The 18,794-nt window shown below is 42.3% G+C and carries 18 protein-coding genes; 5 read left to right on the forward strand and 13 right to left on the reverse strand.

Annotation, left to right across the window (positions count from 1 at the left end; translation table 11 throughout):
* Window positions 1-117: 117 nt before the first annotated feature.
* The 4 genes from ccoP to ccoN are packed head-to-tail and all read right to left on the reverse strand — an operon-like array spanning window position 118 to window position 3,335.
* Window positions 118-1,092, reverse strand: coding sequence for a cytochrome-c oxidase, cbb3-type subunit III (ccoP, locus tag R7041_RS09800; protein ID WP_005377487.1), 975 nt, complete (start codon window positions 1,090-1,092; stop codon window positions 118-120).
* Complete coding sequence (locus R7041_RS09805; RefSeq protein WP_005377485.1) at window positions 1,092-1,265, reverse strand: cbb3-type cytochrome oxidase subunit 3; 174 nt, start codon at window positions 1,263-1,265, stop codon at window positions 1,092-1,094. Before R7041_RS09805 ends, ccoP begins: the two co-directional genes overlap by 1 nt.
* A gap of 9 nt (window positions 1,266-1,274) precedes the next feature.
* On the reverse strand, window positions 1,275-1,895 hold the full coding sequence (ccoO, locus tag R7041_RS09810) for a cytochrome-c oxidase, cbb3-type subunit II (protein ID WP_005377475.1): 621 nt from the start codon (window positions 1,893-1,895) through the stop codon (window positions 1,275-1,277).
* A 12-nt stretch (window positions 1,896-1,907) separates the two neighbouring features.
* Window positions 1,908-3,335 carry a cytochrome-c oxidase, cbb3-type subunit I gene (gene ccoN, locus R7041_RS09815; protein ID WP_005396488.1) on the reverse strand — a complete coding sequence of 476 codons (1,428 nt, stop codon included), beginning with the start codon at window positions 3,333-3,335 and terminating at the stop codon, window positions 1,908-1,910.
* Window positions 3,336-3,592: 257 nt separating this feature from the next.
* On the opposite strand from ccoN, the gene R7041_RS09820 reads away from it, so the two are divergent.
* The 3 genes from R7041_RS09820 (at window position 3,593) to R7041_RS09830 (ending at window position 6,955) form a co-directional block, all read left to right on the forward strand.
* Entirely contained in the window at window positions 3,593-3,949 is a 357-nt protein-coding gene (locus R7041_RS09820; protein ID WP_005377473.1) for a hypothetical protein, read from the forward strand.
* Window positions 3,950-4,062: 113 nt separating this feature from the next.
* Window positions 4,063-5,244 carry an FIST signal transduction protein gene (locus R7041_RS09825; protein ID WP_064368425.1) on the forward strand — a complete coding sequence of 394 codons (1,182 nt, stop codon included), beginning with the start codon at window positions 4,063-4,065 and terminating at the stop codon, window positions 5,242-5,244.
* The gene (locus tag R7041_RS09830; RefSeq protein ID WP_206949497.1) at window positions 5,234-6,955 is read left to right on the forward strand and encodes an ATP-binding protein; all 1,722 of its coding nucleotides are present in this window, start codon (window positions 5,234-5,236) and stop codon (window positions 6,953-6,955) included. The genes R7041_RS09825 and R7041_RS09830 overlap by 11 nt, the downstream gene beginning before the upstream one ends.
* A 620-nt stretch (window positions 6,956-7,575) precedes the next feature.
* Here the strand turns inward: R7041_RS09830 and R7041_RS09835 are convergent.
* From R7041_RS09835 to matP, 3 genes are all read right to left on the reverse strand, one after another.
* Window positions 7,576-7,899: a hypothetical protein gene (locus R7041_RS09835; RefSeq protein WP_017634287.1), complete on the reverse strand. Its 324-nt coding sequence runs from the start codon at window positions 7,897-7,899 to the stop codon at window positions 7,576-7,578.
* 114 nt (window positions 7,900-8,013) lie between these two features.
* Window positions 8,014-8,325: a DUF3634 family protein gene (locus R7041_RS09840; RefSeq protein WP_064368427.1), complete on the reverse strand. Its 312-nt coding sequence runs from the start codon at window positions 8,323-8,325 to the stop codon at window positions 8,014-8,016.
* Window positions 8,326-8,340: 15 nt separating this feature from the next.
* Window positions 8,341-8,790 (reverse strand): macrodomain Ter protein MatP, encoded by a 450-nt coding sequence (gene matP / locus R7041_RS09845; protein WP_005396497.1) that lies wholly within the window; start codon window positions 8,788-8,790, stop codon window positions 8,341-8,343.
* A gap of 210 nt (window positions 8,791-9,000) precedes the next feature.
* On the opposite strand from matP, the gene R7041_RS09850 reads away from it, so the two are divergent.
* Both R7041_RS09850 and fabA read left to right on the forward strand, forming a co-directional pair.
* Window positions 9,001-10,641 carry an AAA family ATPase gene (locus R7041_RS09850; protein WP_064368428.1) on the forward strand — a complete coding sequence of 547 codons (1,641 nt, stop codon included), beginning with the start codon at window positions 9,001-9,003 and terminating at the stop codon, window positions 10,639-10,641.
* A gap of 70 nt (window positions 10,642-10,711) precedes the next feature.
* Entirely contained in the window at window positions 10,712-11,230 is a 519-nt protein-coding gene (fabA, locus tag R7041_RS09855) for a bifunctional 3-hydroxydecanoyl-ACP dehydratase/trans-2-decenoyl-ACP isomerase (RefSeq protein ID WP_005390081.1), read from the forward strand.
* Window positions 11,231-11,370: 140 nt separating this feature from the next.
* Here the strand turns inward: fabA and rmf are convergent, their stop codons facing one another.
* The 6 genes from rmf to R7041_RS09885 form a co-directional block, all read right to left on the reverse strand.
* A complete protein-coding gene (rmf, locus tag R7041_RS09860) occupies window positions 11,371-11,544 on the reverse strand; it encodes a ribosome modulation factor (RefSeq protein WP_005377453.1) in 174 nt (57 codons plus the stop codon).
* Between the two features lie 181 nt (window positions 11,545-11,725).
* Window positions 11,726-13,459, reverse strand: coding sequence for a DUF3466 family protein (locus tag R7041_RS09865; RefSeq protein WP_033905318.1), 1,734 nt, complete (start codon window positions 13,457-13,459; stop codon window positions 11,726-11,728).
* 7 nt (window positions 13,460-13,466) lie between these two features.
* Entirely contained in the window at window positions 13,467-15,386 is a 1,920-nt protein-coding gene (locus R7041_RS09870; protein ID WP_005377449.1) for an ABC transporter ATP-binding protein, read from the reverse strand.
* Window positions 15,364-15,606, reverse strand: a complete 243-nt coding sequence (locus R7041_RS09875; RefSeq protein ID WP_017821808.1) for a glutaredoxin family protein — start codon at window positions 15,604-15,606, stop codon at window positions 15,364-15,366. The genes R7041_RS09870 and R7041_RS09875 overlap by 23 nt, the downstream gene beginning before the upstream one ends.
* A gap of 21 nt (window positions 15,607-15,627) precedes the next feature.
* Entirely contained in the window at window positions 15,628-17,748 is a 2,121-nt protein-coding gene (gene rlmKL, locus R7041_RS09880; RefSeq protein ID WP_062730585.1) for a bifunctional 23S rRNA (guanine(2069)-N(7))-methyltransferase RlmK/23S rRNA (guanine(2445)-N(2))-methyltransferase RlmL, read from the reverse strand.
* A gap of 486 nt (window positions 17,749-18,234) precedes the next feature.
* A complete protein-coding gene (locus tag R7041_RS09885; protein ID WP_005377444.1) occupies window positions 18,235-18,777 on the reverse strand; it encodes a cell division protein ZapC in 543 nt (180 codons plus the stop codon).
* Between the last annotated feature and the right edge of the window lie 17 nt (window positions 18,778-18,794).

Consider the following 18,794-nt stretch of genomic DNA (forward strand, 5'->3'; position numbering starts at 1 on the left):
AGGCTTTACCATAAAAAAGTTCTCAACAGCTAAATGAAAAAATGTAAGGCGTTAAATTTAAAGGAAAGACAGCCCCTCTGAAAGGGGCTGTTATTGCTATGTTACGTAATATCTCAGTTACTTACTCTCTGAGTTACTTAAACTCCAGACATATGAGGCAACGAGCTGAACTTTATCTTCACCCAAAATGTCTTTCCACGCAGGCATTACGCCTGAGCGTCCGTTCATTACGGTTTCTGTTACAGCTGCACGAGAGTCACCAAATAACCAGTCTTGGTCTGTAAGGTCAGGCGCACCGACTGCAGGGTTACCCTTACCATCGGTACCATGACAAGCTGCACACACTACGAAGCGTGCTTTACCTGCCGCGGCTTCACGAGCATTTACTTTACGACCAGATAGACTAAGTGTGTAACTTACAACTTCTTGAACACCTTGCTCACCAAGGGCATCTTTCCATGCTGGCATTTGACCAATACGGCCGTGCATGATGGTTGTAACGATCGCTGCTGGCTCGCCACCATATAGCCATGCATCATCAGTCAGGTTAGGGAAGCCTTTCTGACCACGTGCATCAGAGCCATGGCATTGAGAACAGTTTTGCAAAAACAAACGCTGACCAACTTTTAATGCTTCAGGATCTTGCGCAATTTCAGGAATTGGGCGTAGACCACTGTCATTGTGCGCAAGTTTACGGAATGCTTCGCCGAAGTAAGCGTCGGCATCATCCAGTTCTTTTGCATATTGGTTTAGTTGCTTGTTCTCTTGTGCTGCAGCGATGGCTTCTTTTGACTCTTCTAGTGAGCGAACGGTTTGAGCCGAACTCTGCCAGTTTAAAAAGCCCTTGAAGCTACCTAGGCCTGGGAATAGGGCAAGGTAAACTGCTGCGAACACAAATGTGCTTACAAACAGGTAAGTCCACCACTTTGGTAGAGGGTTGTTTAGCTCGCGAATACCATCGTACTCGTGGCCCATGTCTTCCCCTTCCTCGACGCCCATTTTATCTTTAGCGCACCAAGTCAGGAGAATCGCACAGCCTACTAGCGTACCGACAGTAATCACGATAATCCAGAGACTCCAGAATGTAGTCATTACTTCTTCACTCCTTGGTTATTAGGGGTCTTTTGTTCTTCGTCAGCAAACACCAAGTTGGCATCTTCTTCAAAGCGTGCTTTACGCTTTTTACTAAATGCCCACCATACGATGCCAATAAAACTAGCGAAGAGTACAACGGTATAAATACTATGAATTGTACCGAAATCCATATGATCCCCTTACTTCATTGCATGACCAAGAGACTGAAGGTAAGCGATGATTGCATCCATCTCTGTTTTACCTTCTACTTCTTTAGCCGAATTCGCGATCTCTTCATCAGTGTATGGAACGCCGAACTGATCACGAAATAGCTCAAGTTTCTTCTGAGTTAGCTTACCGTCTAAAACGTTTTCAGCTAGCCACGGGAAACCTGGCATGTTTGACTCAGGTACAAGCTCACGAGGATCTAACAGGTGAACACGGTGCCATTCGTCAGAATAACGACCACCAACACGAGCTAAATCCGGGCCTGTACGCTTAGAGCCCCAAAGGAATGGGTGTTCCCAAACACTCTCACCAGCAACAGAGTAGTGACCGTAACGTTCAGTCTCTGAGCGGAAAGGACGAACCATCTGGCTGTGACAAACGTTACAACCTTCACGGATGTAGATATCACGGCCTTCCATCTCCAAAGGAGTGTAAGCGCGCAGATTTTCTACAGGTTCAGTCGTTTGCTTTTGGAAAATCAGAGGCGTGATCTCTACAAGAGCGCCCCAACTGATAGCAAACACGATAAAAATAGCCAACAAACCGACATTACGTTCTAAGATTTCATGGCGATTATTAGAATTATTACTCATTCTTAAATCTCCTTATGCCGGATGTGGGATAGCTTTTAGGCTTTCTTTAGGTGCACTTACCGTTTTGTACGTGTTGTATGCCATTAGGAACATACCAGATAGGAAGATAAATCCGCCTAGGAAACGTACAAAGTAGAACGGATAAGACGCTTCTACAGACTCAACAAAGCTGTAAGTTAGCGTACCGTCAGAGTTAACCGCGCGCCACATAAGACCTTGCATTACACCAGAGATCCACATCGCAACGATGTAAAGAACGGTACCGATTGTTGCTAGCCAGAAATGCACATTAACTAGACCAACAGAGTACATACGCTCCTGGCCAAATAGGCGAGGTACCAAGTGATATACAGAGCCGATAGAAACCATCGCAACCCAACCTAACGCACCAGAGTGAACGTGACCAATGGTCCAGTCTGTGTAGTGAGAAAGTGCGTTAACCGTCTTAATCGACATCATCGGGCCTTCAAAGGTAGACATACCGTAGAACGACAGTGAAACGATTAGGAAACGTAGGATAGGGTCATAACGAAGCTTATGCCATGCACCAGATAACGTCATAATACCGTTGATCATACCACCCCAAGAAGGAGCAAATAGAACCAGCGACATAACCATACCTAGAGACTGAGTCCAGTCTGGTAGCGCTGTATAATGAAGGTGGTGAGGGCCTGCCCAAATATATAGAGAAATAAGTGCCCAGAAGTGAACGATAGATAGACGGTAAGAATAAACAGGACGTTCAGCTTGTTTAGGAACGAAGTAGTACATCATACCTAGGAAACCAGCGGTCAGTAGGAAACCTACCGCATTGTGTCCATACCACCACTGAACCATCGCATCCACTGCGCCCGAGTAAATCGAGTAAGATTTACCGAGTGACACAGGAATAGCCATGCTGTTCACGATGTGAAGTACTGCTACTGTGATAATAAAGGCACCGAAGAACCAGTTTGCCACATATATGTGTGACGTGTTTCGTTTCACCAGTGTGCCGAAGAACACCACCGCATATGATACCCATACTAGCGCAATTGCGATATCAATAGGCCATTCTAGCTCAGCATACTCTTTACCCGATGTTAAACCGAGAGGCAAAGTAATGGCTGCTGCTAGGATGATTGCTTGCCAACCCCAAAAGGTGAAGGCAACGAGTGGGCCACCAAAAAGACGTGTTTGACATGTGCGCTGTACAACATAATAAGACGTTGCGAACAGAGCACTGGTACCAAACGCAAAAATTACCGCATTAGTATGCAGTGGACGTAAGCGACTGTACGTCAACCACGGCGTATCAAAGTTTAGCTGTGGCCAAACTAATTGAGCGGCAATCAAAACACCAACAGCCATACCAACTATGCCCCATAAAATGGTCACAAGGGTAAATTGGCGAACGACTGTATAGTTGTAGTTTTGTTCAAGCTGCTTTACTTGGCTCATTTGCATGCTTCCAATTTCTAATTAACTACACTTTTACTTCCAACACGACTTGCGTCGTAACACCACCCAAGTAAACTCTAGAATTCAAGTGTTATCATCACCTTATTTCCATTGCTGACTTTAATAAAAAGTGGCATTTTCAGCGTGACACTATACTTGAATTAACAATTCAATGACAGGGTAGTAACCTTACTGGACCTCTGGAAATCATTTTTTATTTAAAAAGTTTGAAGTTTGTAACAAGGATATTAGTAATTATGCCTGCACAAAAGTTAACAAAGGCGCGACTTGCACAAATCTTAATCATGCTCAGTGTTTTAATAGGCGCATTTTTCTGGCGTACCTTTACACACGAGAGTGTTAATAGCGTTGACTGTTCACAAAAAGAACGATGCGATGTAACAATTGAAGGAGAAATAATCACGATTAATCGTGACTCAATGGGAATTTCGCTCGAAACGACAGAAAGTAGCACTCTAAAAATTGATCTAAATCAATCTGGTAATTTTATCAATCTCAATGAGAAGCATAAGTCAGTAGAATGGGACATCATGCCTGAATCGAAAAAAATCACCTTTAAAAAAGGTGAAAACATTGTTGTAGTTCAATTATAAATACGATCTATCACGAGATAATCGTAACTTATTAATGAAATTAACACCTTCTTACCTAGAGAAAATTGGTTGGAATGGTATAACAGCAGAGTGATATCCAATTATAAAATCGTATGCATTGCCAATCAGTTTTTACTCATATTAAAGATGAAGACTCAGCGATAAAAACGCTCAGGTCCGAATTGACACAACAGAACTTGTCTTACGTGATGTGTTACTACACGGAAGAATACAATTTCGAGTTGATTCGAGAAGCGTTTCTTGCGCATTTTCCTGGTGTGCCTTTTCATGGCGCCAGTTCATGTCAAGCCGTAATGACAGATCAGGGCTTTCATACAGGCCCAGTAATTGCGGCGCTTGCTGTTTATGATACAGGTCCTCATGCTTATGGTACTGGTATTTCTAATCACAACTCAGGTGACAGCGTCACCAAGGCTTTGGATATGGCCCTTGAGAGCTCTAACCGTGTAGGAGAGGTACCAAACTTAATTCTACTTCATGCCACACCAGGGCAAGAGGAATCAATCATTGCGTATATAGATGAAAGATTTGGAACTCTAATTCCAATTATTGGTGGTTCGGCCGCTGATAATAACATCGCTGGGAAATGGTCTGTGATAACCGCCCAAGGCTCTCAAACTTCAGGTTTAAGCTTAACTCTCTTTTACTCCTCTCAACCTGTTGATATCGCTTTTAGCGCTGGACATACACCAACTAATATCAAAGGTGTTGCAACCAAGACCAACGATAGATGCTTACTTGAAATTGATAACGAACCTGCGCTCAATGTTTATAGAAGGTGGACAAATCACCAGGATAACCAAGTAGGTAAAGATAATATGCTGTTTACAAACTCGAGTGCTTATCCATTAGGGCGGATCGCAGGTCATCTCTATGATCGCCCATATTACAAGTTATCCCATCCGATCCGAGAGACGCAAGATGGTGGAATCGAGTTGTTTACACGAATAGAAGAGGGTGACGAGCTCACATTAATGAAAGGAAGTCGTGAGCATCTCGTTGCGCGCGCTGCAAAAGTCGTCAATGCCGCTTTTAACCAAAAATTAGAAGAGTCTCGAAAAATTGGAGTGATAAATATCTTTTGCGCAGGTCCCATGTTGCACTTAATGCAAGACATGAATAGCGTTTGTGAACAAATTAACCAAGAACTAGAACATTTGCCTTTTATTTGCCCTTTTACTTTCGGCGAGCAAGGTAGATTTATTGGTGGTGAGAATGGACATGGAAACCTGATGATTTCATCGGCTATATTCCATAAACCTTATGAAAGATAAATACTTAGACATATATCAACAGGAAGCGCTTCAAGAAGCGTTAGTTGAGCTAAAGCAGGCTAGACAAAGAGAACGACTACTCGCTGATGAAAACAAGGCCATTCTTTCCGCGATATCTGCGATGAGTGAGGCAAAGAATCGGCATGAGATATTTACGGGATTAAACAATGTCCTCAAAAAGTACATCAACTTCGATGATTTTATTGTACTGACTCGTGATGGTGAACGATATCCCTTCAAGACATTGATATCAACTAATAGCGTATTTGATAATGTATCCTGGTTACACGGTAACACCTATCAAAGAGCTCTCAATGGTGAATGCATTCTACTGTTCGAGCCAGATAAACTCGCTGAGTTTGTTAACTTAAACAGCTTTATAAAAAGCCATGTAAACTCGGTCGTTTTAACTGGTATACGCTCAGAAGTAACGCAAACCGTAATCCTACTTATTGGAGCTCAGAAAGGGCACTTTAGCATAGAGAATAAGGAAACCTTGAGGCGGTTTCGTCCCTTAATTGAAAGGGCGGTCATTGATATCGAGACCAAAGAGAAGTTACAACGTATCGTTGAAGTAAGAACAACTCAGCTCGCTAAAGCAAGAGAAGAAGCAGAGCTTGCGAACCGGTCTAAGTCGGAGTTCTTAGCGATGATGAGTCATGAAATAAGAACCCCTTTAAATTCCGTTCTTGGAATGCTAGATATACTGAAGCAATCAACCTTGTCAGAAGAACAAATTGATGCTTTGAGCCAAATGGAGTGCTCTGCAGAGTTACTTCTCGCGATAATCAGTGACATTCTTGATCTTTCTAAAATCGAGTCAGGTCGCTTTCAGCTCAATGAACAATGGATTAACTTAAGAGACACTGTCACTTTTGTTATTTCTCAGCAAAAACAAATAGCTAAGAAGAAAAATCTTAAATTCAAGCTCAACTGTACTGTCACTAATGACAAACAATTTTGGATTGACTCCACGCGGTTATCTCAAATTCTGTTTAATCTAATAGGGAATGCAATAAAGTTTACAGACGAAGGTGAAGTAAAAGTTTCTGTATCTGAGCAAGATGCTGAACTTGTGATCTCAATATCTGACACTGGAATTGGTATATCTAAAGCAAAGCAAGAGCACTTGTTTACGGCATTTCATCAAGGAGACCGTTCCATCACGAGACGCTTCGGTGGTACAGGACTGGGGCTCGCAATAACCAAGCATTTAGTCGAAATGATGCGTGGAAAGATTGCCGTTAAAAGTGATGAGCATGTTGGTTCAACCTTTACGATTTCGATTCCAGTTTTGACTCGTTGTAATCAAAATCGTCCAGTTAGAATCGAAACCAATCAACCGACAAAAGCAATGGAACTTCTCGTCGTAGAAGATACCGAATCGAATCAGTTCGTAATAAAGCTTATCTTAAATAACCTTGGCCATAATGTTCATATCGCAAGCCATGGAGCAGAGGCATTAACATTTTTAGAAGAGAATGAGGATTTAATCGATTTGATTCTCATGGATGTCTCGATGCCAGTGATGGATGGAATTACCGCAACAAGACTTATTCGAGATAAAGGTATCAGGACCCCAATTATAGCGTTAACTGCACATGCGCTAGAAAGCGATAGAGATAAATGCCTGGATGCCGGTATGGACGGATTCATTTCCAAGCCAGTTAGAAGACAAGATATCTTTGAAGCTATACAGTCATTTCAATAAGTAAAAAGGCGTTAATATAGATCTTAACAATCGATAGATTATTAAGATCTATATTAAGTATTTTATGGTAAATAATGATTATGTTTAATGCTCACAGTAAGGCCCTTAAATTTAAAATCTGCAGGGGAATAGGAGCATACTCAGACAACATTTAGCGTACGGCGATATACAATTTAACATAACACATATAATGCGCATCAAGGAGTGAGATCTCAAAGCAATAATGTCCGGTTTTAGCTACTTTAAAATGTCCTCCTAAGATTAACAACATTGTTTGCTTTTGAGGCTTTAACCGAGGTTCCTGTGGACTTGCAATCGCTAGTTTGGTTTGTGGTTATGCTTACGAAGCAAATCAAATCTCTTATTGAAAATTGATGCGCGCTTAGTCCCCGACTTACTGGCGTGTCCTTCCGTAAGCACCTGAATCAATCTATGTATGGTGATGATGGCTAACTCACTGAATTTGCCATTCAATGGCATCACGATTACTAACTTAAGCGCTACCAAACAAAAAAGCCTTTCATACTCGCCTCGTACAACAGCAAAAATCAGCTAAACGCTCTAATCGCTCCGCAACGAAATCTGCCAAAAATCACGAGCTCAGTTGCGTTCTGAAACATTTATAAGCCTGTGGTTATATGGAGGCGAATGTACTTTTCGGGGTATTTGTAACGATAGCGTTTTCCTTTCTTCAAGTTGGACTTAACGTACCTACACACTTTTTGGTCGCCACTACTGGTTACTCTTTTTATTACTGCGTTTTTACTTTTGTGCTCCATTTCTATCATGACGTCACAATAACCTTGATAGTCATCAAACTTATTGTCTACTTTCTTTTGAAGCTTAGTCTTAATCTTTTTAGCCAACAGGTTCGTTTCTGAATCGTCAGCAAAAACTGAAGTACTTGCAAAGATCAGTATCATTAAAGTTACAACGTATCTCATCGTTTTGGTCCGTTTATGTTGTTGATTGTTCGATGATAAGTAATTTTTCTGTAGATACGAAAATGGGACGCCACATTGCGTCCCATTTAACATGATGAAGTAACTGATATGTAATTAAGCGCGCTTCTTGCTTTTGTTTGCTTTGAAGCCCTGATGCGGAAAAACGTTACGAATCCTCTGTTGAACTTTTTTGGGAATGCCTTTGGAAAAGCTTAAGCGCATTCCTGTCCGTTGGCTATACACCTTCATTTCACCAGTAAACGGGTTATGCTCACTAATATCCTGTAAGTTGTGTTTGAAAGAAGGAGGTAGATGCCCTTTTACGTTACTAATATGGCCATTATCGAACTTTACTTTTAACACCGGCCTATCGACTGCGATCAACCAAAAGATCACGATGGCTGCAATTAAGATTACATATAACATTTGGCACTCCCTATCCTAGCTAGATAGCAATTTACTCAAATCCTCTTTAATTGAGGTAACTTTTTGACTCGCTTTTTCACTTCTCGACGCTTCGGAAAGCAAATATTCAATTGCGTCAGATAACGTACAACCAAGTTCATTCGCTCTGCTAGAAAGCTTTTCCCAAACTCGGTAATCTAAATCAATGGATTTCTTCTTTGTATGGACTTGCTCTGCATTGAAGTGACGTTTCCGTTTCGCTCGGATAGCCTGCTTGAGTTTATTATCTAACTCTTCTGACATGTGGTTTTCTATCCAAGCCAAGACAAGTGTAGGCTCGTGTTCAAGGCGTTTTAGTTCTGCGACCGCTGCATCTGCTTCGCTTGTATCAATATGTCGGGTAATCGCTTCACCATCTTTCCATTTTTTGATGAGATACTTCCATTTCCACCCACATTCTAGATTCTCAAGCTGCTGATATTTCATTTGTTCCGACCCATAAACATAACCTAGTGACAGCGTAACCCAGATGGTTTACTTGGGCAAATAAAACTCTTAGAAGTATCGATGTTGATCACTCATTTGTCTAAGTATTGTTCATTGAGAGTTGAATGCCGTGAGCAAACCAAATTGGTGCTAGGGTGTTATAGTCCGTTTCGTTATAATGTCGGCAAGATTGAATTACGATGAATTTTAATGAACCAACTTAATTGGCAAGACGTAACACCTTCACTTGAGCAGTACGAAGCACTTTTAAAGTCTGCACCTTCGTTACCAAAGAAGTCTTTTACTGAGCTCCAACCGAGAATGTCGGCAACGATATCTCGTTTTTCAAAAATTTCTGGATTGACGCGAGTACTACTCATTAACTGCGTAGATAATTCTGTCTATAGAGAGTTCATCAGTAAAGCTCTTCAGAGCCAGTCTAACGCTGCGATTGTTTTGTCGGAATCACTTGATGCCAAACGCTTATTTGACCGTTACAGTGTCGATTTAAGTGGTGATATTGCCTTACAACCTGGCTTAATTTCACAGGCAGATAGCGGTTACTTAATTGTACCGGCTAATCTAATTTTGGCTAACCCAGGACTTTGGCCAAATATAAAGTCTGCAATTCAACAAAACCTTATCGAGCCACTGAACCTAAGCCCTACTCGTTTACCTACTTCAGTACCGCAAGCTAAAGCTTATGATGTAAAACTGATTGTAACAGGAGAAAGAAGTCAGTTAGCAGAGCTAGAATACATCGATGAAGACTTCTGTTCTGGCTTTGCCATGTATACGGAAGTTGAAGAAGATATTCATCTGTCAGAGCAGAATTTGACAGATTACTTTGGTTTAGTGAACTGGATATGTTCTCAATATCAGCTGCCTCACTTAACTGAATGTGGTTTTAGAAGATTGTTGCTAGCCGGTATGAGATTTACTGAAGATCAACATTATCTGCCTTTAGGAGTAATGTGGCACTCTCAACTTCTAACGCTTGCCAGCCAGTTCAGTGATGGCCGAGCATTAGATTACAAGTCGTTAGATAAAGCGATTGACGACAAGTATTACCGAGAATCTTACCTTCCTCAGCGTGCCGTGTACGATATTTTAGATGGCCAAGTCATCATTGAGACAACTGGGGAACAAGTTGGTCAAATCAATGGCCTAACCGTTATTGATATGGCTGGGCACCCTGTCAGCTATGGTGAGCCTGCACGAATATCTTGTGTAATTCATTTTGGTGATGGCGATGTTTCCGATGTTGAGCGCAAAGCTGAGCTTGGAGGCAATCTACATGCAAAAGGCATGATGATTATGCAAGCTTTCTTGAGCTCTGCTCTGAAACTGGATGAACCACTGCCTTACTCTGCCTCCATCGTATTTGAACAGTCTTATAGTGAAGTTGATGGTGACAGTGCATCTCTTGCAGAACTTTGTTGCTTGGTGAGTGCTTTATCTGAATCTCCAATTAATCAACAAGTTGCTGTTACAGGAGCTGTTGATCAGTTTGGTCGAGTGCAAGCCGTCGGTGGCTTGAACGAAAAAATTGAAGGCTTTTATCAGGTTTGTAAACATCAAGGTTTTACAGGAAATCAAGGTGTTGTGATGCCAAAATCAAACCTTAAACACCTTGCATTACATAAAGATGTAATAGAAAGCATTAAAAATGGTGAGTTCCATATTTGGTCCGTTTCTACCGTAGATGAAGCTATTCCGATTGTAATGAATAAACCTTTTAGAGGTGAAGACGATAGCATTATTGGCAAAATAGCGGAACGTATTGAAAACTTTGAAAGACATGAGCATCCAGAAGGAATTGTGCAGCGCATCAAAAACTGGTTTGTCTAGTACTGATCGGAGTTGTTTAGCGTACACGTGTTCACTAAGATGCAGCTATCAAAAATTGGAGTAATTGATAATGCAAAACAAACGTGATTCTTATAACCGTGACGATCTACTTGCTTCTAGCCAAGGCGAACTGTTTGGGCCTGGTTACCCTCAGCTTCCTGCGCCAAACATGCTAATGATGGATCGTGTTACTAAAATGTCTGAGACTGAAGGCGATTTTGGTAAAGGTTTGATCTTGGCGGAATTGGATATTACTCCAGATTTGTGGTTCTTTGACTGCCACTTCCCTGGCGACCCTGTAATGCCGGGTTGTCTTGGCCTTGATGCGATGTGGCAACTTGTTGGTTTCTTCCTTGGCTGGGTTGGTGGCAAAGGAAAAGGTCGTGCTCTGGGTGTTGGCGAAGTGAAGTTTACAGGTCAGATCCTGCCAACAGCGAAAAAAGTGACGTACGAAATCCACATGAAACGCGTTGTAAACCGTAAGCTTGTGATGGGTTTGGCTGACGGTCGTGTATGTGTGGACGGCAAAGAAATCTACGTAGCAAAAGATTTGAAAGTTGGCTTGTTCCAAGATACTTCAAGCTTCTAATCTCGATTTTAATCGATTTATTAAGGCTCCTATTTAGGAGCCTTTTTGTTATCCAGTGTTAACCTACTTCCCTATGTCCCTATAATGTAGAAAAGGCTCCGTAGAGCCCTTTCGAATCCTTCTTTTTGTATGTGGAGAGTTTATTTGTAGAGACCAGATTGTCTTTCATCTCTGGCATCACGCCAACCACCTAACCAATACGACCGAGCATCAACTTGTTGATATGGGCAAGCCTCTTGAGACCTTCCATTCAACCCAGCTTTGTAGCCTTGAGATTGAGCTCGTTCTAGGCGATCACGCTTTTGTCTCTTCATAGTTAATTCCTCATACAGGTCCATTTACTAACGTACAGCTGTTATTGTGAAACTTTGATGGAGTTTTTATGACTCCACTTATAAGAATCGATCAAAGTAGGCAATTTCTCAAGGCATAAAAAAAGCAGAGACTCAAATGTGTGAGCCTCTGCTTGATTTAAAAATTACTGACGATTTTTAACTATTTTCTACGGAACCCAAACAATCCAAGCATGGTCAAAGCTAACCAACCAAGGCCTGCACCTTGACGCTCTGTCGTCGTTGAGTCAATGCTTCGAGATACGATGTCGTCCTTAGTTGCGTCAGCAATAGGTACTAGTTTGACTGCTACAATTTGCTCTTCAGAGCTACATGTCGCATTGTTTGCTGTTGTGCTATAACCACCTGCACATTTCATAGCAGTACCAGAGATCACACCTGCATCATTAATATCAGTTGCGTCGATAATACGGAACTGATTGTTTTGTTCAGAGTAATCACCGCCATTAGTCAAACTGTCTAGGAACCAAGCTTTTCCATTAAACAATGTTGCAGCACGTTCACTAGTCTCGCCACCTAGGCTATATGGATAGATAAAACCGCGCTTACGACGTGGCTTGCCATCGTCTTCACGAGTCGTTTCCGCATCAAGTTGCCCGACGATTTCATTGTAAGAGTTGATACCGCCCATCTTACCGCCCGCACCGCTAAAGAAAATGCCAGTAGTTGGGTAAAAAGCGCTAATAGAATCCTTACGAACATCATCTACGATAAAGAGACGATTCGGAGCAGAGCCCGTTGGCATTAAGTATCCGCCCGAACGTTTCGCTTCACCAATAGCAACAAAATTAGAGTTAACGTCGGTTAATCGTGAGTTTGTATGAACCGTATCATCACCTTCGCGCTGTCTAGCTCCTACAACAACTTTATTTTTCCAAGTTGCGTTTTCAACGCTACCTTCGGCTTCTAGAGTTCCGACAAAAACAGTCGCATTCAGGTAGTTATCATCACTGTAAGTGTTGTAACCTACGCCATAGACCGTAGTTCCATCAGTGACAAGGTCACGCATGCTCCCTTGAGCTAACCTTTCTCCATCTTTAGATGTGCCACTTGGCCAAGCCAATTCACTGACGGTTCCGCTTTGATCCCAAATCGCTGCTTTTGATGTATGGTGAGATCCATTGGTATTGCTTGCTGTTCGAGAAACACTGCCAACAGTAAAAATGCCGTCTGTGCTCCAAGCATGGCTTTGCACAACACTTGCGTCACTATCGCCAGTAAGAATATTTGGCTCTACTGGTGCAACTACGGTATTTCGTGTTTCTAATGTAGAAGCATTTTCTGTGCTAACTTTACTCTGATTACCGACAGCTGCACCATCCTCGGTAAGCTGGTTGATAACATTGTTATATTCATTTTTATAAGCAGCAGAATCTTCTTCTATGAACGCTAACGCATTAGAAGTAAAGTCTTTACTACGTTCTTTATTCCACGGCGTCCAGTTTACTGAGGCCCAAGAGTCACAGGTGGAATAGCGAAGCTGGTTGTAACAGTAACGCTCAAAGTCTTTGAGTTCTTGGATGTAATAAAAGCCAGCGTCTAATCCGAATGGGATTTCTTCACGATAGCTGTTCCCATCCACGGCTTGTGTCGCTGAAATCGGTGTAGTGCGAGTTTCCATTGCAAGTTTAAACTGCTCTGGCGTGCAGTTTGCTGCTGCATCAAAGCAGCCTAAAGCGAAAGGTGAACCTGTTGAAGGATCTGTACCTGCATCGCCCTGTTGAATTGCAACCCCGTAAGCCGTTTGGTAGTCACCGTTTGAACCATGATCCTGAGGTGAAACCTCAACAACTTGATACAATGCCGCCTGTGCGTTCATTGTGGTACCAACCATCATTGCAATGGCGGTCAATTTGAATTTATTACTACAATTCATTGAATTCTTAACTATCCTGTTGCATTGCTTCGAGTTCTTCCCATCTCTCGAATGCGATTTCCAACTCCTGCTCTAGTGCAGCAAGCTGTTCCAATACCGGCTGAGTTTGCTCTACAGGTTTAGCAAAGAACTCTGGATCGTTCACTTGCTCCTGAAGGCTCTCGATATCCGACTCTAATTGTTCAAGTTTAGCTGGTAGAGCCTCTAATTCTCTTTGCAGCTTATACGATAACTTCTTCGAATTGTTCTTAGGTTGCGTAGTTTTGGGAGTTTCCTCAACCACTTTCTCTTTCTTCGTTGGTTTTTCAACCTGACTGCGCGAAGCAAGAACTTGGTCACGCTGTTGTTTAGCATCATGATAACCACCAACGAACTCTTCGATTATACCGTTACCCTCAAAAATCCAGCTTGTTGTTACTGTGTTGTCTACGAACTCACGGTCGTGACTCACTAACAATAATGTACCCTGATAATTGGCAAGCATTTCTTCTAAAAGTTCCAACGTTTCGATATCCAAATCGTTAGTTGGTTCATCAAGAATAAGTAAGTTGTTTGGTTTCAACAAGATACGGGCTAGCAATAATCGGTTTTTCTCACCACCAGAAAGTGCCTTAACCGGGGTTCTGGCGCGCTTAGGTGCAAATAAGAAGTCTTGAAGATAACTCAGCGCATGACGCTGACGTCCCCCAACCATTACTTCTTGTTTCCCATCCGCTAAGTTATCGATCACTGTCTTTTCTGGATCCAAAATCTCTCGGTACTGATCAAAGTACGCGACTTCTAATTTTGTTCCGCAGTGTAAACGACCAGACTGCGCTTCCAATTGCCCTAGTAGCAATTTAAGTACCGTACTCTTACCGCAGCCATTTGGTCCGATAAGTGCAATACGGTCACCACGCATGATGTTAAAGCTAAAGTCGTCGACAATTGTCTTGCCTTCGTAAGCAAAAGATACATTTTCTGCTTCAAATACAATCTTACCTGAACGAGAAGCATCATCGATGTTTAGGTTAACTTTACCTTGAACTTCACGACGGTCACGACGCTCTTCACGAAGTTTTTTAAGGGCTCGAACACGCCCTTCATTACGAGTACGACGTGCTTTAATGCCTTGACGAATCCACACTTCTTCCTGAGCTAGTTTCTTATCGAACTCAGCATTTTGCATTTCTTCGACGCGAAGCATTTCTTCTTTGTCATTCAAATACTGTTCGTAATTACCAGGGAAAGAAGCTAATTGACCGCGATCTAAGTCGACGATGCGTGTCGCCATCGACTTGATGAATGCACGGTCGTGAGAAATAAAGATGATCGAGCCTTTGAAGTCTTTTAAGAAGTTCTCTAACCATTCGATCGTTGTCACATCGAGATGGTTTGTTGGTTCATCAAGAAGCAATACATCAGGATCACAAACCAGCGCACGAGCTAAAGCAGCTTTACGTTGCCAGCCACCGGATAGATCGGTCAGTTTGGTTTCTGGGCTTAGTTTTAAAGCGCCAAGTACGTTCTTAACACGGTCATCAAAGCGCCAAGCATTAGAATGATCAAGTTGCTCTTGAACTTTCGCCAAACGGTTAATGTTCTTCTCACTTGGGTCTTGAGCAACAAGATCGAGAAGATCGTGATAGATCTTCAATTGTTCGCCGATTTCAGCCAAACCGCCAGATACGTATTCGTAAACCGTACCCTCTTGATTGCGCGGTGGATCTTGTTCAAGCCGAGAAACTACTACGTCTTGAGTTATTTGAATCTTGCCATCATCCAACAAAATGTCGCCGGCAAGCACTTTCATTAACGTGGACTTACCTGCTCCGTTACGACCAACTAAACAAACGCGTTCGTTTTCTTGAAGAGCGAACTCCGCTTTGTCTAGCAATGGGTGGTCACCAAATGCAAGTTGTGCGTTATGAATGGTAAGTAATGCCATTATTATCCAACCAATGTGTGAGTTGTTCTAAGTCAAACGGCCAGTTCAACTCAGAATCTTGATATTTTAATACGGGTATTGTGACGCCGTAACGAGAAAATAGTACATCATCGAACGCAATATCGATGATATCTGTTTGCTCGGCCAAACCGACTTGGTCTACTAGAGCAAATGCCATCTCACAAAGATGGCATCCCTCCGTGCTATACAATATCAGCACGTATTAATCCTTTTGTTTATACTACGCGTGCGTTACTAGCCAACAGTTATGAATCTGTTTATTACGCGCAAAATCTAATGGTAACGTTTGAGAAGAAATATTCTGAGCCTTCAAACCCAATTCAGCGAGTGATTCTTCATCCATCTTGAAGTGACGTTTGTTATTTGAAAATACGATTGTGCCTTCACTTCTCAGTAAACGTTTGAGGTTCTTCATTAGCTTAATGTGGTCACGTTGTACATCGAATGATGTTTCCATACGCTTAGAGTTAGAGAACGTAGGTGGGTCAATAAAGATCAAGTCGTACTCACTTTTTGCGTTTTCTAGCCATTGCAAACAGTCCGCTTGTTCATATTTATGTTGGCGCCCTACACAGCCATTAAGCTGCATATTGTCTTTCGCCCAGTTCAAGTAGGTGTTTGACATATCGACAGTTGTAGTGGAACGCGCACCACCAACTGCAGCGTGCACTGTTGCACTACCAGTGTAAGCAAACAAGTTAAGGAAATCTTTACCCTGTGCCATTTCGCCAAGACGACGACGAGTGATCTTATGATCCAAGAACAGGCCTGTGTCTAGGTAGTCATGAAGGTTCACGATCAGCTTCACACCGTACTCGTTTACTTCGAGCGTCTCTGATACCTGACCTAATTTTTGGTACTGGCTTCGACCTTTCTGCTTCTCACGAACTTTCAGTACAACTTTGTTCGCTTCGACACCTGTCACCTGAATCGTCGCACGGATAATGTCCGTTAGACGACGCTTGGCTTTTTCTTCAGGGATGTTCTTAGGTGCTGCGTACTCTTGAATCACAATTTGATCGCCGTACACGTCGATCGCTACGTTATATTCTGGAAGGTCTGCATCGTAGATACGATAGCAGTCTAGTTTCTCTTTACGCGCCCACTTGCCAATCTTGCCAATGTTTTTCTTCAAACGGTTTGAGAAGTCTGGTGCGATTTGAACGTTAGTATCTGCACCTTTCACTTCATCAGCGCTGCGCTCGGCAATGCTGTAGTTCTTTTGGTGACACGGTAACGCACCATTGTTCAATTTAAACTGTTTATCAGCGCGCATACGAAGGCAACTCAAGAGCTCGTCTGAGCTAGAGAAGATAGATGCTTTACATCCGCCAAACTCAGATTTTAGCTGTCCACCGAATGCGGTATAGAGCGCAATCAGCCCCGGCTCAGTTCCTAGACGCTCACCGTAAGGTGGGTTTGAAACGATAACACCGTGTTCAAATCCTGCGGGACGAGTAATAGTTGCAGCATCACCTTGCGCAAACTCAATCAACTCTTCAACACCTGCTCTGCGGGCGTTTTCTTGAGCGACTTTTAATACTTTGGGGTCGTTATCGAATCCAAAAAACTTAGCGTCAACTTTCTTGACACCTCGTCTAGCTTGAACATTAGCCTCTGATTTAATCTCAGCCCAGGTCTCCGGTTCAAAGTCTTCCAAAACTTCGAAGCCCCATTGTTTGCGCTTAACGCCAGGTGCCATGTTGGCAGCCATCATTGCCGCTTCAATAAGCAAAGTACCAGAACCACACATTGGATCGAGTAATGGTTGATGCCCATCCCAGCCACAACGCATGATAATCGCAGAAGCAAGCGTTTCACGTAATGGCGCACGACCCGATTCTGGTCGATAACCACGCTGATGAAGACCACTACCTACCATGTCTACCCCAAGCAACGCTTTATCTTTATGCAAACGAACGTGAATACGAATATCTGGGCGTTCTTTGCTGATATTAGGACGTGGCAAGCCTTTATTCTCAAAGCAATCTACGATGCCATCTTTGACCTTCATAGCTCCGTATTGGCTATTTCTAATCTCACGGTTTGTGCCGTTAAAGTCCACAACAAAGCGTTTAGAGCTATGAAATTGGTTAACCCAGTTAATAGTGGAAGTGGATAGATACAAGTCCATGTCGTTGTTACACGTGAACTCAGATAAAACACGTACAAATCGAGACGCTAAACGGCTCCACAAACAACAGCGATAAACCTGTTCGTTTGTCGCTTTAAATTTTACGCCTGCCTGTACTGGTTTCGCATTTTCAATGCCTAGTTTAGTCAGTTCTTCAACAAGCAAATTTTCCATGCCATTTGAAGTTACCGCGAGATATTGATTCATAGTGTTCTTTCGCTGATAAAAAATGGCTTCAATTATACCTGACTTTACGATCAATGCCTCGTTTTTAAAGGTATTTTCCCACCCGTTAGTTCAAATCATCACCACTCAAATGATCTAAAACTTTCAACATCTTTAGTTTGAATGTTTTTCATTCATGAACGTATTTTGTTTCCTTTAGAAGAAGTGAATACTTATTTACATGCATTTTGGTATATACCAGTCGGGATTGATTGATGTAAATTACTTACAAACACCCTTTATAGGGGAATAAATAGGTTTTTTTTAGGCGCTAGGTTGCCTAATTAAAGGAGTAATCAAATTGAAATAAGTAAAATAAAAGTGACCAGCTTCATGTTTGCATGCATAGAAAACAAACAGTTTCATGGTCTTTCGGATTGGAGTGTCAGAGGAAAGGACAAAAAAAATCGACCCAATAAGGTCGATTAAGGCAAACAAAGGAACGAAATAAAGAAAAATTAAACAGCTTTAACCCACCATTGCCATAGGGGTCATTGCAAAGAGGTGGTTTGCACAAGCCATGCGATCATGCATTACTTTAATCGGCTGCCCAAATTGAAGCGCCTTATTGCCATCAAGAACAAAGGCTTCTTGGTTAACATAAGCACATAAGCTCGATGTTTCGCCTGGTTCTAGAACGATGAACATACCATCAGAATATTGATTTGTGAGAAAGACCATGTCCCCTTCTTGAGGTTCATAATCAGAGGACTGTGCATCGAAGAACCAGCTCTTAGGCTGTACAGGTTTATGAAAACGCTTTGCAGCAACACAATACAGTGTTAATTCAGCTTGGCGATATTCACTGATATCGAGACAGCGAATGCGCTCATTAAACGTTTGAAATGCGCTGGCGTCATCAACGGTAAATTCACTGTTTGAGAAGGCACAGTTAACCAACAATTTTCGGGATAGATTGGTTTGGAAAATCATTTCCTCCCCCAGATCCAGCATTAAGCAAGCTTTTTGCTCGTCAAAATACCAATTCCATTTGTCGCTGGGTTTAAGCATTATTCCGTTCTCTCTTG

This window comes from Vibrio sp. 1751 (assembly GCF_033339895.1).
In the GTDB taxonomy this organism is placed as follows: Bacteria; Pseudomonadota; Gammaproteobacteria; order Enterobacterales; family Vibrionaceae; genus Vibrio; species Vibrio alginolyticus.

Coding starts and splice junctions, on each gene's coding strand:
- R7041_RS09885 (WP_005377444.1), bottom strand. CDS start 18,777: ATGCTTAAACCCAGCGACAAATGGAATTGGTATTTTGACGAGCAAAAA.
- matP (WP_005396497.1), bottom strand. CDS start 8,790: ATGAAATATCAGCAGCTTGAGAATCTAGAATGTGGGTGGAAATGGAAG.
- rlmKL (WP_062730585.1), bottom strand. CDS start 17,748: ATGAATCAATATCTCGCGGTAACTTCAAATGGCATGGAAAATTTGCTT.
- R7041_RS09870 (WP_005377449.1), bottom strand. CDS start 15,386: ATGGCATTACTTACCATTCATAACGCACAACTTGCATTTGGTGACCAC.
- ccoO (WP_005377475.1), bottom strand. CDS start 1,895: ATGAGTAATAATTCTAATAATCGCCATGAAATCTTAGAACGTAATGTC.
- R7041_RS09805 (WP_005377485.1), bottom strand. CDS start 1,265: ATGGATTTCGGTACAATTCATAGTATTTATACCGTTGTACTCTTCGCT.
- R7041_RS09830 (WP_206949497.1), top strand. CDS start 5,234: ATGAAAGATAAATACTTAGACATATATCAACAGGAAGCGCTTCAAGAA.
- ccoP (WP_005377487.1), bottom strand. CDS start 1,092: ATGACTACATTCTGGAGTCTCTGGATTATCGTGATTACTGTCGGTACG.
- R7041_RS09840 (WP_064368427.1), bottom strand. CDS start 8,325: ATGTTATATGTAATCTTAATTGCAGCCATCGTGATCTTTTGGTTGATC.
- fabA (WP_005390081.1), top strand. CDS start 10,712: ATGCAAAACAAACGTGATTCTTATAACCGTGACGATCTACTTGCTTCT.
- rmf (WP_005377453.1), bottom strand. CDS start 11,544: ATGAAGAGACAAAAGCGTGATCGCCTAGAACGAGCTCAATCTCAAGGC.
- R7041_RS09820 (WP_005377473.1), top strand. CDS start 3,593: ATGCCTGCACAAAAGTTAACAAAGGCGCGACTTGCACAAATCTTAATC.
- ccoN (WP_005396488.1), bottom strand. CDS start 3,335: ATGAGCCAAGTAAAGCAGCTTGAACAAAACTACAACTATACAGTCGTT.
- R7041_RS09835 (WP_017634287.1), bottom strand. CDS start 7,899: ATGAGATACGTTGTAACTTTAATGATACTGATCTTTGCAAGTACTTCA.
- R7041_RS09825 (WP_064368425.1), top strand. CDS start 4,063: ATGCATTGCCAATCAGTTTTTACTCATATTAAAGATGAAGACTCAGCG.
- R7041_RS09865 (WP_033905318.1), bottom strand. CDS start 13,459: ATGAATTGTAGTAATAAATTCAAATTGACCGCCATTGCAATGATGGTT.
- R7041_RS09850 (WP_064368428.1), top strand. CDS start 9,001: ATGAACCAACTTAATTGGCAAGACGTAACACCTTCACTTGAGCAGTAC.